Source organism: Shewanella hafniensis, assembly GCF_019655335.1.
GTDB classification, from domain to species: Bacteria; Pseudomonadota; Gammaproteobacteria; order Enterobacterales; family Shewanellaceae; genus Shewanella; species Shewanella hafniensis.
The window spans coordinates 20803-37295 of sequence record NZ_BPFD01000007.1; the positions used below are offsets into that span (position 1 = coordinate 20803).

At 45.2% G+C, this 16493-nt stretch carries 12 protein-coding genes and 6 tRNA genes; 13 read left to right on the forward strand and 5 right to left on the reverse strand.

Annotated elements, in window-relative coordinates; all coding sequences use genetic code 11:
• The first annotated feature begins 71 nt into the window (after positions 1-71).
• Positions 72-248, forward strand: a complete 177-nt coding sequence (gene rmf / locus K5Q99_RS03715; RefSeq protein ID WP_006082074.1) for a ribosome modulation factor — start codon at positions 72-74, stop codon at positions 246-248.
• Between the two features lie 118 nt (positions 249-366).
• Here rmf and fabA read toward each other — a convergent pair whose 3' ends face one another.
• On the reverse strand, positions 367-882 hold the full coding sequence (gene fabA / locus K5Q99_RS03720; RefSeq protein WP_028759638.1) for a bifunctional 3-hydroxydecanoyl-ACP dehydratase/trans-2-decenoyl-ACP isomerase: 516 nt from the start codon (positions 880-882) through the stop codon (positions 367-369).
• 74 nt (positions 883-956) lie between these two features.
• Positions 957-2690 carry an AAA family ATPase gene (locus K5Q99_RS03725; RefSeq protein ID WP_220776090.1) on the reverse strand — a complete coding sequence of 578 codons (1734 nt, stop codon included), beginning with the start codon at positions 2688-2690 and terminating at the stop codon, positions 957-959.
• A 221-nt stretch (positions 2691-2911) separates the two neighbouring features.
• On the opposite strand from K5Q99_RS03725, the gene K5Q99_RS03730 reads away from it, so the two are divergent.
• From K5Q99_RS03730 to K5Q99_RS22700, 11 genes are all read left to right on the forward strand, one after another.
• Positions 2912-3002: transfer RNA gene (locus K5Q99_RS03730), tRNA-Ser, on the forward strand.
• 646 nt (positions 3003-3648) lie between these two features.
• Positions 3649-5646 carry a methyl-accepting chemotaxis protein gene (locus K5Q99_RS03735; RefSeq protein ID WP_220776091.1) on the forward strand — a complete coding sequence of 666 codons (1998 nt, stop codon included), beginning with the start codon at positions 3649-3651 and terminating at the stop codon, positions 5644-5646.
• Between the two features lie 190 nt (positions 5647-5836).
• Positions 5837-5927: transfer RNA gene (locus K5Q99_RS03740), tRNA-Ser, on the forward strand.
• A 391-nt stretch (positions 5928-6318) separates the two neighbouring features.
• A tRNA-Ser gene (locus K5Q99_RS03745) sits at positions 6319-6409 on the forward strand.
• 387 nt (positions 6410-6796) lie between these two features.
• Positions 6797-7441 (forward strand): UvrY/SirA/GacA family response regulator transcription factor, encoded by a 645-nt coding sequence (gene uvrY / locus K5Q99_RS03750; RefSeq protein WP_006082070.1) that lies wholly within the window; start codon positions 6797-6799, stop codon positions 7439-7441.
• Between the two features lie 103 nt (positions 7442-7544).
• Positions 7545-9374, forward strand: coding sequence for an excinuclease ABC subunit UvrC (gene uvrC / locus K5Q99_RS03755; protein WP_220776092.1), 1830 nt, complete (start codon positions 7545-7547; stop codon positions 9372-9374).
• A gap of 47 nt (positions 9375-9421) precedes the next feature.
• Positions 9422-9970 carry a CDP-diacylglycerol--glycerol-3-phosphate 3-phosphatidyltransferase gene (gene pgsA / locus K5Q99_RS03760; protein ID WP_006082068.1) on the forward strand — a complete coding sequence of 183 codons (549 nt, stop codon included), beginning with the start codon at positions 9422-9424 and terminating at the stop codon, positions 9968-9970.
• Between the two features lie 220 nt (positions 9971-10190).
• Positions 10191-10266: transfer RNA gene (locus K5Q99_RS03765), tRNA-Gly, on the forward strand.
• Between the two features lie 44 nt (positions 10267-10310).
• Positions 10311-10384: transfer RNA gene (locus K5Q99_RS03770), tRNA-Cys, on the forward strand.
• Between the two features lie 49 nt (positions 10385-10433).
• Positions 10434-10520 (forward strand) — tRNA-Leu (locus K5Q99_RS03775).
• Between the two features lie 548 nt (positions 10521-11068).
• Positions 11069-11191 carry a hypothetical protein gene (locus K5Q99_RS22700; RefSeq protein ID WP_281422422.1) on the forward strand — a complete coding sequence of 41 codons (123 nt, stop codon included), beginning with the start codon at positions 11069-11071 and terminating at the stop codon, positions 11189-11191.
• A gap of 222 nt (positions 11192-11413) precedes the next feature.
• Here K5Q99_RS22700 and K5Q99_RS03780 read toward each other — a convergent pair whose 3' ends face one another.
• Both K5Q99_RS03780 and pepE read right to left on the reverse strand, forming a co-directional pair.
• Positions 11414-12997, reverse strand: coding sequence for a glucan biosynthesis protein G (locus K5Q99_RS03780; protein ID WP_246604381.1), 1584 nt, complete (start codon positions 12995-12997; stop codon positions 11414-11416).
• Positions 12998-13422: 425 nt separating this feature from the next.
• On the reverse strand, positions 13423-14142 hold the full coding sequence (gene pepE / locus K5Q99_RS03785; RefSeq protein ID WP_220776094.1) for a dipeptidase PepE: 720 nt from the start codon (positions 14140-14142) through the stop codon (positions 13423-13425).
• Between the two features lie 285 nt (positions 14143-14427).
• Between pepE and htpX the strand changes: the two genes are divergently transcribed.
• Complete coding sequence (gene htpX / locus K5Q99_RS03790; RefSeq protein ID WP_006082065.1) at positions 14428-15291, forward strand: protease HtpX; 864 nt, start codon at positions 14428-14430, stop codon at positions 15289-15291.
• Between the two features lie 229 nt (positions 15292-15520).
• Here htpX and K5Q99_RS03795 read toward each other — a convergent pair whose 3' ends face one another.
• Positions 15521-16456 (reverse strand): LysR family transcriptional regulator ArgP, encoded by a 936-nt coding sequence (locus K5Q99_RS03795; protein ID WP_220776095.1) that lies wholly within the window; start codon positions 16454-16456, stop codon positions 15521-15523.
• Between the last annotated feature and the right edge of the window lie 37 nt (positions 16457-16493).

Here is a 16493-nt window from a genome sequence, read left to right on the forward strand (position 1 = left end):
TGGCGTCAAAAAGCACTATTCCTATGTGTGAAGCTTTTGCTTCTATTTTATGTAGAACAGAGGACGCTTGCATGAAAAGACAAAAACGAGATCGTTTAGACAGAGCTTTTTCAAAAGGATTCCAAGCTGGGGTTGGTGGACGCTCTAAGGAGCTCTGTCCATATGCAAATCTTGATTCGCGATCGCAGTGGTTAGGTGGTTGGCGTGAAGGTGTGGATGGCCGAGTTAATGGGCTATTTAATAAATAATTGAGTTTTACCTCACTAATTAAATAGCCCAGAATAAGTAATGCAGCATATTGCCCTCAGATGAGGGCATTTTTATATCTGCAGTACTTATATCTTCAGTGTTTTGGAGTAAGGCGGATTAGAATGTAGAGGTATCGCTAAAGACACCGACTTTAAGATCGGTTGCACTGTAGATCTGACGGCCATCCACTTCAAGAATTGCATCGGCAATGCCCATTACCAGTTTACGGTGAATAGTACGCTTGATATTGAGCTTGTAAGTGACTTTCTTCGCGCCAGGTAATACTTGGCCAGTAAACTTCACTTCACCGACACCTAGTGCACGCCCTTTACCTTCAGCGCCTTCCCAGCCTAAATAGAAGCCAACGAGCTGCCACATGGCATCTAGGCCTAAACAGCCTGGCATCACAGGATCGGTAATGAAGTGGCAGTCGAAAAACCATAAGTCTGGATTAATATCGAGTTCAGCGACAATTTCACCTTTGCCAAACTCGCCGCCATTATCATTGATAGTGACGATTCTATCTATCATCAGCATGTTATCGACAGGTAGACGAGGTGAGTTTGGACCAAATAATTTCCCATGGCCACAGGCGATGAGTTCTTCTTTATTGAAACTGTTTGCTTTATTCATTGTTTTACTACTCCAGCAATAAGAGCCGCCAAGATTAGCGAACACGTGTAAGCTAAACAACTCCGATCAGCTAATTAGCGGCGAAAAAATCCCAATTTTGCGAGCAATCTTGTGATTAGACCGATTTCCTCCTCTCCATTTCCTGCGAGCTTATCTAATCGTTCCTGTACGAGGCCGTATAATGAATCATGAGGGAAATCATTATCTTCATCGGCAACACCCGCGGGCATTTGCATTAATAGCTCTACAGCCTGATCCATATGCTCAATGGCATAGATATGAAACAGTCCTTTGCCTACAGCTGTAATCACTTTGGGATTAAGATTTAGCTGTAGTACGTTCGACTTTGGCATGATAACGCCTTGTTCTCCGGTAAGTCCGCGGCGCTCACACAGATTAAAAAAGCCTTCAATCTTCTCGTTGATGCCACCAATCGCTTGCACATTACCAAATTGATCCAATGCGCCGGTAATCGCCAGTGATTGAATAATGGGTTGTTCGGCAATCGCTGACATCAAACAACAGTACTCTGCGAGTGATGCGCTATCACCATCAATTTCTTGATAGGATTGCTCGAAAACGATATTGGCATTTAGGTGTAATGGTGCATCTCGCCCAAAGATACGGTACAAGCAGGCAGAAAGGATCATCATTCCTTTGGCATGTATATTGCCACCAAGTTCAGATTTTCTTTCAATATCGGCCACTTCACCATCACCGTAGTGAACTGATGCCGTGATCCGTGCTGGTTCACCATAGCTATAATCGATAGCATCAATCACAGTTAAGCCATTGATCTGGCCTACCATAGCACCCGAAGTTGGCAGATTTATGAAGTTGTCATCGAAGCTTTGACCTGAATACTCTTCCGAGCTGTTATGACGATAGTTGGCTTGGGCTAACGCGAGCTCAATACTGCTCGCATTGATACTCGGTTTACCACAATAGGCTTTAGCTTGCACCATAAGCTGAGCAAACTCGAGCGTAGCTAAACTAAGGCGGCGTTGATGTTCGGTTAACCGTGCACTATAGCAAAAGAGTGGCGCTAGGCTGGATTGCTCTAGAGTGACGTCAACACTTTTAGCAACCGCTTGCAGCCATGCAACATACTGTGACTCTGTATAACGAACCAAGTCGATTTCGCTAGCGAGTTCTGCTAGTAGGGTAAAGTGACGTTGAAATTGCCAATCCTCAGTTCTGACTTGGCTATAAATCATTCCTGCACCGATAAGGACAATTTTACAATTGAGCGGGATAGGACTTAAGTTATTGCTAATCTGATACGCTTTATGGGTGAGGATTTGCATCACTAATTCCCATAAACCTTCACGTTTCCACAGTGACTCGGCGCAAATAAATACATAATGACATTCGGCCAGAGCACCAGCTTGATACTGGCTTGTTGTTCCTGTTTGTGCCATACGGCCAATGAGGTCTACACGGCGAATATTACCACTGAGGTAGCGATAGCGAGTCGTTTTTTCGGCAATACTGACCTGATTTTCCTGTGGTTTATCGGACTGCCACTGAAATGTTACCGCCTTATTAATCGGACGTGTCGGCACTAAATACGCAGGGGATAGAGGTGCTAGGCTATCGATACAAGCTTTGATGATTAACTGGCGGTCAATACTCGGGAAATCGGCTAAATATAAGTGCTGATCGACAATAGCTTGGTGGAGTTTAAACGCATCCACAGCACGCTCTTGTCCTAAGAGTAATGCGCTTAGATTGTCAGCCGTTTCGGGAAGGGTTGGCAGGCTAAATTCAGGTGCGAGTGAAGACGTGGGTATCAAGAGTGAATTCATATAAGCATTTACCGTGAAAAGTTGCAGTGATTTTACCATACCAAGACGACAAGTCTCTCACTGTATAGGTGTTTTTACGTCTGTTTACTCGATTATTCGTTGAAACTGGCAATGTATTTGTTGTAAAAAACATCGGGGTGAACATAAGTTGAGCATTTGACTCGATATTTAAAAATTGAGGTTTACAAGTTAGCGGTATACTTATATTATTTTCGGCGTTCGGAGGGGTGGCAGAGTGGTTTAATGCACCGGTCTTGAAAACCGGCGTGGGTTTATAGCCCACCCAGGGTTCAAATCCCTGCTCCTCCGCCATATTTAGTCAAAAAGCCGCTAAGCAATTAGCGGCTTTTTGCATTCATAAAGTTTGAACCCTTGGGTTCCTGATTTGAAGTGCAGCTCCTGCGCCATATTCACGAGAAAGGCCATCAGTAATGATGGCCTTTTTTGTTTGTGTAATTTGAACCAAGGTTCCTCATTCTAAGTTCAGCTCCTCCGCCATATTTAGTCAAAAAGCCGCTAAGCAATTAGCGGCTTTTTGTATTTATACAGTTTGAACCTTTGGGTTCCTAATTTGAAGCGCAGCTCCTCTGCCATATTCACGAGAAAGGCCATCAGTAATGATGGCCTTTTTTGTTTGTAATTTGAACCAAGGTTCCTCATTCTAAGCGCAGCTCCTGCGCCATATTCACGAGATAGGCTATCAGCAATGGTGGCCTTTTTTGTTTGTGCAATTTGAATCCCATGTTTTCATTCAAAGCTGCGTTACTGTGGCTGATTAGCGGCATTTTAGTCCGCTCTTTCTATTTATGGTCTACACTCAAATCCGTGGCCAACTTAATGGTTTTTATGGCCTTTAAAATTTGCACTAGGATGGTGCGACGTATGATTCTCGACAATCTTGGGTCATACGGCCGAGCAATTCTCCCATCTGGGTGACTTATTTTAAGTAGAGAAAGCTATGTGGTTACCAACACGTATTTCGCAGCGCCTCACTATGGGCAGCATAGTACTGCTTTTACTGACCGGACTCGCCGTTTTTGGTGTGATGTCACTGAGGGGGCAACCTAGAGTAGTGGCGGCGAGTCAGGAGTTAATTGAGCAAACCGGTAGCAGTATCGTGAGGCAACTCGCACTTAAGCTTGCCAGCATTGAGGGTATTACTTTAAGCCTTGCACGCCTTGCAGAAGTGCTACCCCACGAGCAAGCTCTTTATCTTAATTCCTTACCTAATCTAATTGATAACAATGGCGATCTCACTATCGCAGGTGGTGGGATCTGGCCAGAGCCAGATAAATTTGTCGCTGGCAGCATCCGTCACAGTTTTTTCTGGGCCCGTAGTAGCGATAATTTACTGGCTTATTCCGATGACTATAATGCGCAATCTGGCCCTGGCTATCACAATGATCCTTGGTATACAGGGGCACGCACGAGTTCAGTATCCCAGTGCCTATGGTCTGAAGCCTATCAGGATACCGTGACGAAAGTGGCGATGGTGACATGCAGTGTGCCATATCGTCTGACGGGGACATTTGCTGGGGTCGCAACAATAGATTTAAAACTTGATGATTTAGCAAAATTTCTAACAGAACATGGCAATGTGACTGACGGCTATGCTTTCGCTTTAGATAAAGCGGGCAATATCTTGCATTTTCCTGAAGCGAATAAGTCCGACATTATGCTGCGCTTTACCGATCTCGTCGGGCAGTTACCTTGGCTTGCCCCCGTTGAAGCTGCGCTTAAACAAACCTCAATTAATAACGTAATTTCCGTGAGTTTAGATAAGGATGGAAGACTCAATCAGGCGAGCGAGGTAAGCCTTTTTGTGATGCCTGATACCGGATGGGTGATTGGTCTTGTGACGCCAAAGACCCGAGTCACAGGGCTTGCCCGTGAGCTGACCTTTGATATTTTGTTGTTTTTATTACCCTTGCTCGCCATTTTACTTTATTTGGCGTGGTTGTCGGGTAAAAAACTGTTGGCGCAGCTTGAGGAAACCACAGATCAAATTGCTTCCCTTGGGAGCGGTAATTTGGGCGCCAATGTCGAGCTGCAAATTCAGCGGGATGATGAAATTGGTGCTTTGCGTCGAGCTGTAAATACCTATGCGGGTACACTGAGGGCGATGCTAGATTTGATCACCCAAGAGGCGAAGAAAGTTCAGTTTGAGGCAACGCAATTAAGTGGTCTGAGCCATAGGTTAGCCCAACGTGCAGAACAGCAGCGGCTTGAGAGTGCGCAACTCGCCGCGGCGATAACACAAATGTCGTCAAGCGCGATGGAAGTGGCGAATAACACTAACGATTGTGCTGCAACGGCGCAATCCTCTTTAATTGTGGTGCGGGAAGGGCAAACCCGAGTGGCATCCAGCAATGCTTCGATTGAGGCATTAGCGGGGGAGATCACCAATGCGACCAAGGTGATATCCCTGTTGGCTCAAGATAGCCAGAAAGTGGGCGCCGTATTGGATGTGATCAAGGCGATTTCAGAGCAAACTAATCTGTTAGCGTTAAATGCGGCAATAGAAGCGGCAAGGGCGGGGGAACAGGGTCGCGGCTTTGCGGTTGTTGCCGATGAAGTGCGAATTCTTGCAGGGCGAACTCAAGATTCTGCCAATGAAATCAGTACCATGATTAATGCTTTGCAATCAGCATCTCGGCTTGCGGTACAAGCGATGAAAACGGGCGAGTCCCGCACTGTCCACGCAGTTGCTGAGGCTGAGGGAGCGGCCAGTTCTCTATCGAGTACTGTACAAAGTTTCGATGATATTTCGCAGCGAGCCCAGCAAATTGCTTTAGCTGCTCAGCAACAAAGCCAAGTGACTCAGGAGATCAATGAGTTGGCGGTGAGGATTAATAGCATTAGTGAAGATAACTCACTCGATGCGACCGCACTCGATGCGTTAAGCCTTGAAATGCAGAAACTATCCGACCGTTTAATCAATATTAATCGAGCTTAAGCCTAATATCCTGATAAAAAGTTATGTAGTGGATCGCCTTGTTAGTGGCGCTTTAACTGACCGGAAATTCAAAGCATAAGTCGAATTATGCGATTTTTTAAGCAAATTGGATGTAGATTGACCATGTGGATTGCTATTTTAAATTAAGAGTTTACAGCAGAGTAGGAGATAGCTATTATCTCGCTCGTTCGGAGGGGTGGCAGAGTGGTTTAATGCACCGGTCTTGAAAACCGGCGTGGGTTTATAGCCCACCCAGGGTTCAAATCCCTGCTCCTCCGCCATATTTTACGAGAAAGGCCATCAGTAACGATGGCCTTTTTTGTTTGTGCAATTTGAACCAAGGTTCCTCATTCTAAGTTCAGCTCCTCCGCTATATTCACGAGAAAGGCCATCAGTAACGATGGCCTTTTTTGTTTGTGCAATTTGAACCAAGGTTCCTCATTCTAAGTTCAGCTCCTCCGCTATAATTCACGAAACAGGCCATCAGTAATGATGGCCTTTTTTGTTCGTGCAATTTGAACCAAGGTTTCTCACTCTCAGCCACAAGTTTTCTGTTTTTACTTTGAAACACGTTTTTTAATCAAAAATTGAATTTGAAATAACCAATTAACACGATTAAGTATAAATTTAAGTTTACAGTGGCAGTAGAGATCGCTATTATCTCGCTCGTTCGGAGGGGTGGCAGAGTGGTTTAATGCACCGGTCTTGAAAACCGGCGTGGGTTTATAGCCCACCCAGGGTTCAAATCCCTGCTCCTCCGCCATATTTAGTTAAAATGCCGCTAAGCAATTAGCGGCATTTTGCATTCATATCGTTTGAACCCTTGGGTTCCTGATTCGAAGCGCAGCTCCTACGCTATATTCACGAAAAAGGCCATCAGTAATGATGGCCTTTTTGTTTGTGCTGTACTACCGATCCAACAAGCATTTAGGCTGATAGCGCTTTGTGTATTGCTTCGTTTTTAAACGCTTTTTATTGGTATGCTATTCTGGAATCCTTTCTTTAAATATCATCTAGTTAACAATGTTGAATTTATGCTTTGCGAAATGGGGTTGTTGGGCTAAATTAGCCTTATGAACTCGTTATCCGTTTGCTGTGTTGCTTTATTTAACGCACGGAACGAGCTGAAAATAGTAAAAGGTGGATAAAGTTGATTTCGATATATTTGGTTGACGATCATGAGCTTGTGAGAACTGGGATCCGCCGTATCTTAGAAGATGAACGTGGGATCAAAGTGGTGGGCGAAGCCCCTGATGGTGAGACTGCGGTGCAGTGGGCTCGCCAAAATGAAGCCGATGTGATCTTAATGGACATGAATATGCCAGGAATGGGCGGACTGGAAGCCACTCGAAAAATTCTACGTTATCAGCCCCATGCTAAAATAATTGTGTTGACTGTGCACACGGAAGATCCGTTTCCAAGTAAAGTTATGCAGGCTGGCGCTTCGGGTTATTTGACTAAAGGGGCTACGCCACCGGAAGTACTGCAAGCGATACGTCAGGTCTCTCGTGGCCAACGTTATTTATCCCCTGAAATTGCCCAACAGATGGCGCTGAGTCAGTTTAATCCCGCCGATGAAAACCCGTTTAAGTCTTTGTCCGAGCGCGAGTTACAGATCATGTTGATGATCACCAATGGCGAGAAGGTAAACGATATTTCTGAGCAGCTGAACTTAAGCCCTAAAACCGTTAACAGTTACCGCTATCGTTTATTTGCCAAACTGGGGATCAGTGGTGATGTTGAGCTAACGCGGTTAGCTATTCGCTATAAGATGCTAGATGCTGGCCATTTTTAATGGAAAATGAATTGTGTTGGTCGATGACTTGAGTCGAGTAAGCGCGTAGGTTAAATACTGCTATGTTGTCTGTGTTAAGTCTGCAAAATCGTGGGTGTAAATGATGTCGAATGAATTTAACGCTCAAAGTTTTTTGCGTACAGTTTCGTCCTCCGCTGGGGTTTATCGCATGTATGACGTCAAGAATGACGTCATTTATGTGGGTAAAGCCAAAGATCTCAAAAAACGGCTCAGCTCGTATTTTCGTAAAAATCTAGGCAATGTTAAGACCCAAGCCTTAGTCTCGCATATACACCATATTGATGTGACGCTGACCCATAGCGAAACCGATGCGCTATTGCTTGAAAATGATTACATCAAGCAATACATGCCCAAATACAATGTGTTATTGCGTGATGACAAATCTTATCCTTACATACTGTTAAGCCAGCATGAACACCCAAGGCTTGCTTATCATCGTGGTCCGCAGCGGGAAAAAGGCCACTATTTTGGCCCTTATCCTAACGGCGGCGCGGTACGTGAAAGTCTGCATTTAATGCAGAAGCTGTTTCCAATTCGTCAATGTGACGACCTTTACTACAAGTCTCGCTCACGCCCCTGTTTGCAATATCAACTTTCCCGTTGCAGCGCACCCTGCGTGGGAAAAGTCAGCAACGCTGATTATGATGAGCAAGTAAAACTCGCCAGCCTGTTTTTAAAGGGCAAAGATCAGCAAGTGATCAGCGCCTTGGTTAACAAAATGGAGCTTGCGGCTGAGCGACAAGCCTATGAGCAAGCTGCACGATTTCGCGATCAGATCATGGCGCTGCGTAAAGTCGCCGAACAACAGGAAGTATCGAATAATAAAGGCGATATGGATGTCATCGGTGTGCATTATGCGTCGGGCATCGCCTGTTTCCATTTGCTGTTTATCCGCGAGGGTAAAATCTTTGGCAGTCGCAGCTATTATCCTTCCGTGCCCGCCCAAACCGATATGGACGAAGTGCTGCGCTCTTTCATCCTGCAGTTTTATTTAAATGCGGATATTCAACGCACTATTCCAAAGGAAGTGGTGATTAGCCACAACTTTGAAGAATTACATGAACTCGAAGCGGCAATTTCAGAAGCGTTAGATAAAAAGTTTTCGATTAAGATCAATGTACGTGCCGATAGGGCAAGCTTCTTACGGTTAGCCGTGACCAATGCGACCAATGCCGTGGTTACGCGCTTGTCCCATAAAAATACGGTCGAGCAGCGTTTTGTATTACTCGAAGAAATCCTTGAATTGAGTACGCCTATTCAACGGATGGAATGTTTCGATATCAGTCATACCATGGGGGAAAGCACGGTTGCCTCCTGTGTGGTGTTCAATCGGGAAGGGCCGCATAAAGGTGAATATCGTCGCTATAATATCGAGGGGATTACACCGGGCGATGATTACGCGGCAATGAAGCAAGCGGTAAGTCGCCGTTTCGATAAGATTGAGGCGGGCGGTAAAATCCCTGACATTCTGTTTATCGATGGTGGACTCGGGCAGCTGCGTATCGCCCAGAAGATAGTGGATGAAAAGTTTGTCCATTTAGATAAAGCGCCGCAGCTCATTGGGGTGGCGAAAGGTGAGGGCCGTAAACCTGGACTCGAAACCTTGATCTTAGGAGATACCGAAACCAGCTTTTCCCTCGAAGGTGATTCGCCTGCGTTGCACCTTATTCAACATATTCGTGATGAATCCCATCGATTTGCAATCACTGGCCACCGTAATCGTCGCCAGAAAACCCGCAATACTTCAACACTGGAATCGATTCCTGGTATTGGTCCTAAACGTCGTAAAGCTTTGTTACAGCATTTAGGAGGCTTACAGGAAGTGAAAGGGGCAAGTGTGGCGGAATTAGTCAAAGTACCAGGGATCAGCATAGAAATGGCACAAACCATTCATGATGCATTGCGAGGGTGATAAAATTAAGGCAAGATTGGCGCTGCTTTTGACTAACTGGTTTGATCATGCCGTTTAACTTACCTATAGCATTAACTCTTTTCAGGCTTTTTTTACTGCCCATTTTCGTGGTGCTGTTTTATTTACCCTATGACTGGACCCCTTTTGTTGCCGCCTTTACCTTTTGGCTCGCGGCGTTAACGGATGCATTAGATGGTTATGCTGCCCGTAAATTGAAGCAATTAACCCGTTTTGGCGCTTTCCTCGATCCAGTCGCTGACAAGTTGATGGTGATCACAGCCTTAGTGCTGTTAGTCGATCAATATGCCAATATCTGGTTGACTATGCCTGCACTATTCATGATTGGCCGCGAGATTGTCATTTCAGCGTTGAGAGAATGGATGGCTGAGATAGGTAAACGTGGCACTGTCGCCGTGTCTTGGATTGGTAAATATAAAACTGCCGCGCAAATGGTGGCAATTATTGGCCTTATTTGGCAATACAATCCTTTAATGACCAATGCCGCTTTTGTGCTGCTATATATCGCCGCAGTATTAACGTTTTGGTCAATGATGAGTTACATTTTAGCCGCTTGGAAAGATCTGACTGCTGAATAGTGCAATAAAAAATCAAAGAGATTATTTAGTGTGCAAGCAGTAAGTTATCGATAAAACAGCGGTTGACACTGGGTGGTAAATCGGTAGAATGCCACCCCGTAGACAAGAGACGATGTGAAAACAAAATCTTAACGCTACTGAATATTGAAATGTGATATTCGCTCTATTAGTAAGGTGAAATACGATACCTTGTTGATTTGAGTCAATAGCAAAACACAATGCGACATTAGCTCAGTTGGTAGAGCGATACCTTGCCAAGGTATAGGTCATCGGTTCGAACCCGATATGTCGCTCCAATATTCTTGAAGTCTAATTTTGGTTAATCAGAGTTAGCAACTATGGCGCGATGGCAGAATGGCTATGCTGCGGATTGCAAATCCGTCGATCTCGGTTCGACTCCGGGTCGCGCCTCCATAGATTAATGTATTAATGACACGATTCCCGTTGTTAATATTCAGAGTTTGCCCGAGTGGTGGAATCGGTAGACACAAGGGATTTAAAATCCCTCGCTGGTAACAGCGTGCCAGTTCAAGTCTGGCCTCGGGTACCATTATTCTGTATGAATAGCATAAAGCCTCAACGAAAGTTGGGGCTTTTTTGCATCTGGATTTCCACATTTAGTCAGTGTTGTCCGCGAGAGATTTAAGGCCAAACTTGACTAACACGCTTGGCGTGCCGCTGCCGATAAAAGCTTAAGTCTGGCCTCGGGTACCATTATTCTGTTTGAATAGCATAAAGCCTCAACGAAAGTTGGGGCTTTATGCATCTGAATTTCCACATTTAGTCAGTGTTGTCCGCGAGAGATTTAAGGCCAAACTTGACTAACACGCTTGGCGTGCCGCTGCCGATAAAAGCTTAAGTCTGGCCTCGGGTACCATTATTCTGTATGAATAGCATAAAGCCTCAACGAAAGTTGGTTTTTTTTTTGCATCTGGATTTCCACATTCAGTCAGTATTGTTCGCGAGAGGTTTAAGGCCAAACTTGACTGACACGCTGAGTGCGCCGTTTCCGATATAAGAGATTATCTCAATGTGTTGAACTAATCTCGCTTGCCTTAGTTAGCAGGGCTTCTTGCTGCGGGTTAGTCATGGGGCGGAGTGCTGAAAACCATTGCATCACGTAACGGCGGTGTGTTTGAAGTTGATAGCATCATTTTGAAGCAAGCCAGTAGCTATGTGGATTTAACTCTTTGTGCAGTGAACTCAGAGCAAAAGCCGTGATATTATTTCGGCGAAATAACAGGTCGTGAGTTTTTTGCTTTGGTTTAACTTATTTATGCTTAGATAAATCTAGGAATGAAAAACTTATCAATAAAATCTCTCGATAAACGCTAGGTATAAAAAAGCGCCAGTAAATACTGACGCTTTAATTAACTCTAGCTTTTTATTAACGCGATAGGGTTAGTTGATGCTCGTTCGGTAATGGTTCTAATAAACAAAAACCTATTGCCAATCGTCGCTATTCCAGCGGTATAACCAAGTCGCTGCGAGGGGTTTATCGTCTTTCTTAAGCTGTAATCTCAGTTCCGCTACATTGGTGCTTTCTGGTTCGAAGCTGACAAATACCCGTGCGCCATTGATGTCAGGGCGCGCAACAATCCGAGTAGACAGGATTTTGCCTTTGCTGATACTGGCGTCGATACTAATTTTATCAATATCTTGTGGCTTGATATTACTAAAGTCGACGAGTAACTCTTTACCCTTGCTGAGCACTTGTCCCTTCGAACTGCGGACTACCCGCGCTTTTGACGCGATCGAAGGGCTGTCGTTTGACGCTGTCATACGATAGGAATATTTATAGGGTTGATCTTTTTTCAGGCCGCCTTGCGGCTCCCAATAGGCAACTATGTTGTCGTTGGTTTCTGCACTCGATGGGATTTCAATCAACACCAGCTGACCCTTGCCCCAATCATTGAGTGGCTCAATCCACGCTGAAGGGCGAAGTTGATAGTTTGCACTCAGATCTTGATAGTCTTCGAACTTACGGTGGCGCTGGATCAGACCAAAACCTTTAATATCTTCATCGGCAAAGGCGCTGACTTGCAGTTTGTTGGGGTTATTTAGGGGGCGCCATAGACGCTCGCCATTACCGCGATCGATTTGCAGACCGTCGGAGTTGTGTACTTCTGGGCGGTAATCGGGTTTATCCGAGTTATCTAATCCACCAAATAGGAACATAGAGGTCAGTGGTGCAAGGCCAACATGTTGAATATCTTTGCGTGGGAACAGGGTTACATCCACTTCGACACGTGATGGTGCGCCAGGGTAAATACCAAAACGATAGGCCCCCGTGACACTTTGGCTGTCGAGCAGGGCATGCACCACAATCGCCGTTTGGTATTTGGATGGTCGTTCAACCCAAAAGCGCTTAAACAATGGATATTCTTCGCCTTTAGGCTGGGCGACATCTATCGCTAAACCGCGATTCGACAGGCCATAGGTTTGGCCTTTAGACAGTACGCGAAAATAGCTCGCGCCTTGGAACATGATGAATTCATCTTTCATTTCATCGTCATTGATGGGGTAATGCAAACGCACGCCAGCATATTGACCTAATTGGGTGATGAGTTTTTCAATGGCGTCACTGGGCACATCGAACGAGGCCTCTGTGAGCTCTATCGGTATCGCTTTGCTGTTTTCTACCACGTCGATATCGACAAGGTTTTTATAGAGAAAACCCGGAGCAAAAAGCTGTACCGAAAATTTAGTGGGTGTACCGCCCCAAATCGCGGCATTTTCTTGATAATTGATTTTGCCATAGGTGGCAAAATCAAGATCGATCAGCTCTTTAGGCGCTTTCTTGGCTTCTTTAAATGGCTTTTGCGACAGTTGTTGCGCGAGTTCGACTACAGTATCGTGGGTAAAATTTTTAGATTTTTTTTCTGGGACAGGCGCAGGTGCTGCGGTTGTCTGTGCGGCATTGACGTTATTGATGCCGACGACGTAGACGATGGCGGTCAAGATGAAAAAAGGTAGTTTTTTGAGTAATGCCGGATAACCGGTAGGGTAATTCATCATATGATTCATTCGCAAAATGGAAACTCCTTACTAAAATGACGCTGATCCATAGGCAGATATGCAATATGTTTCAGTCTAGCTAAAGATGTTTGAACTATTTAATCCCTAATTATTAATAATTTGTCTGCGACAAAGCCCGAAGTTGTTGGATTCGAATAGCTGTGGCGAGCAGTAATTTTACCTGCGAAGCTTGATATTTGTAACATAAATTATGACGGATGCTATTTAGCCGTTGTATGCCACATTACTCTGTTGATAACTCAATCGAATGAATGTGCCCTCTATTAAACTCTTGGTTGCTTAGTGAATTCAGTAATGAAGGTTAATTTGATAACAACCGATTTAGTTCAAACGATGACTTAAAGAAAACAATATTAGTGGTTGAGGCTCACATTATTTTGTGAGCCTCAAAAAAGTGACTCTGAACATGCCTTTCAGAGCGATGGTTTGAGTAAGTTTGAGAGATCGCTGCCCACAGGGATAGGTATTTCTTGCTGTTCTCCGCAGAACAAATACGCAGGTTGGTTACCTAAGAGTGAGAGTTTGTCTCCCTGACGCCACAGGGCTGAGCCTTCGACTATGCCGACCACAGGGGTTAATGGGTCGACTTTTGTAAACTCTAATAACCGCTGGGCACGGGTTTCACCATTGTGGCCCGGTGCTTGGTAATTGGAATAATGCGGATTGAGCTGGAACGGTACTAAGTTTAATGCCTTGAACGATGGCGGCTCGATGATGGGCATATCGTTCGTGGTGCGAATGCTTAACCCTGATACGTTAGACCCCGCGCTCCAGCCGATATAAGGTTTACCTTGGGCGACTTGATCACCAATTAGCTTAACCAGATCATAACGATATAGTTGGTGCAATAAATGAAAAGTGTTGCCGCCACCGATTAAAATACCGTCGGCATCTTTAATCGCTTGTTGTGGATCGGGATGCTGGTGAATGCTACTGATATCGAGTTCAAGCTCACTTAACCCTGTCACTACAGACGCTAAATAAGTGTCATAACTCATGCTGACGCCAGCATAGGGGATAAAAATCCATTTCTGCGCCTTGGCGGTAAGCGGTTTAATAAAAGGGATCGCGTGGGCAAGGTAAGGTGTATCACCGACACGAGAGCTGCTCAGTAGTAGGGCATTGATTGTCATTTTATATCCTGAAATCTCGGAATGTGCAGGCATGTTAACAAAGATTAATCCCGATAAACATAGAGAAATAAAGCAGAATTGCGCTGTAGCACTGATAGCCGCTAGATTTAAGTTTCGATTAATATACTGTCCCTAGACTCTCGGCCATGAAAGGCAGTGTCTATATACGAGAAAAATAACCTATTTTAAAAACTCTTTTCTTTTACCACTTGAATTTCGATGATTTGGACATATTATGTCTTTGAGCAAAGTTAAATGGCACATTCTTGCCCTAAAGGAGCTGAAATGAAGCGTATATTTTTATTGATTGCGACTAACCTAGCTGTGTTGCTAGTAGCCTCAATTGTGATGTCTATTCTAGGCGTTAACACGTCGACTATGGGTGGACTGCTGGTGTTCGCTGCCATTTTTGGATTCGGTGGGGCCTTTATCAGCTTAGCCATTTCAAAATGGATGGCGAAAAAGACCATGGGTTGTGAAGTGATCACCACCCCACGTGATAGCACTGAGCGTTGGTTAGTAGAGACGGTTGCCCGTCAAGCTAAGCAAGCGGGGATTAAAATGCCAGAAGTGGCGATTTACCAATCACCCGACATGAACGCGTTTGCAACAGGTCCAAGTAAAGACAATTCATTGGTGGCTGTGAGTACGGGTCTGTTATATGGCATGAGCCAAGATGAAATTGAAGGCGTATTAGCCCACGAAGTGAGCCACGTAGCTAACGGTGACATGGTGACCTTGACACTTATTCAAGGTGTGGTTAACACGTTCGTGATCTTCGCAGCCCGTGTGGTTGCCGGCATTATCAACAATTTCGTGTCGAGCAATGATGAAGAAGGCGAAGGTTTAGGTATGTTCGCTTACATGGCCGTGGTGTTCGTGCTTGATATGCTATTCGGTATCTTGGCTTCAATCATCGTCGCTTACTTCTCCCGTATTCGTGAGTACAAAGCCGATGAAGGCGCGGCCCGTTTAGCGGGTAAAGGCAAGATGATTGCTGCGCTTGAGCGTTTACGCCAAGGTCCAGAAAGCACGGCAATGCCTGCACAAATGTCTGCCTTTGGTATTAACGGCAAACGTTCAATGGCGGAAATGATGATGAGTCATCCTCCATTAGAAAAACGTATTGCAGCGTTAAGAGCAAGCTAATAAAGAGAGAGTTAGGTTTAAGTTTTAAGCCTCACTTGAGATTAGATCTATGACTCTCAAAATCGGGCTCAAACTTTGGTTTGAGCCCGATTTTTTATGCCTACCATTTAACTCACATTTGATGAAGCAAAAGGTGCCGCTATGAGAATCATCACACCGCGTTAAACACCATCGCGGGTAAATCGCTGTAGATTCATGCGTATTGTTTGTTCTGTCTTGATGCAACAAATCATACCTGCAGTAAATTGTGTTGCGCGGTTGCAGCAAGGGCGCGATAGACCAGTGTCGTTTGCTTCGCCTTAATATTCCAATGCTGCCAAAAGAGTGGCACGCGCATGCGACGCTCTGGCGTGAGCTCAATCAGTATCCCTTGATCGATTAATGGCTTCGCTTGCAGATGACCGACGAGTCCATAACCTAAGCTTAAGTTAATCGCTTCTAAAAAACTTTCTGAAGAGGGGATAGTATGTTGCCACCATTGCCCTGGCGTCATATTGAAATATTGGGCGAGAAACTTCTCGTGCAGCTTATCTTTGGTGGAGAACACCACTGCTGGCGCCTTCGCTAACTGGGCTTGGCTAATGCCGTTAAATGGCTGAGTGTTGCTAAGTGACTGAGTGTCGCTCGGCTCACCAAAATAGCGCGCGGCAAATTCGGGCGTGGCCACACACAAATATTCCATCGTCCCTAAAAACTCACTGCTGCAACCCGCCATCGGCACTTCGGTTGTGGTGACACAGCCGACTGCTTCACCATTTTTCAATAGATGATGGGTGTAAGACTCATCATCGACAATTAATTCCAATAACCAAGCGTGGCGACTGAACATGCCAGCCAGCGCGGGTAAAAACCACGTGGCTAAGCTATCGGCATTCACAGCAATACGCACTGTGGTCGGATGGTTGGGATCGTCGGCGTCCATCTCGGCTCTTAATTCACTCTCAAGTAATTGCACCTGCGAATAGTGGCGCAGTAGGCGTTTGCCTGTGGGTGTCGCGACCACAGGATTGGAGCGAATAAGTAATGACTGACCAACTTTTTCCTCAAGTTGCCGAATACGTTGCGATACTGCTGACTGGGTGATGTGCAGCACTTTGGCGGCGCGATCGAATCCGCCTTCTGAGACCACAACAGCAAGGGCTTTGAGATTGGCGTATTCCAGCATAGTCATCCTTAATCGATGTGTGTTTGATGATTATTAA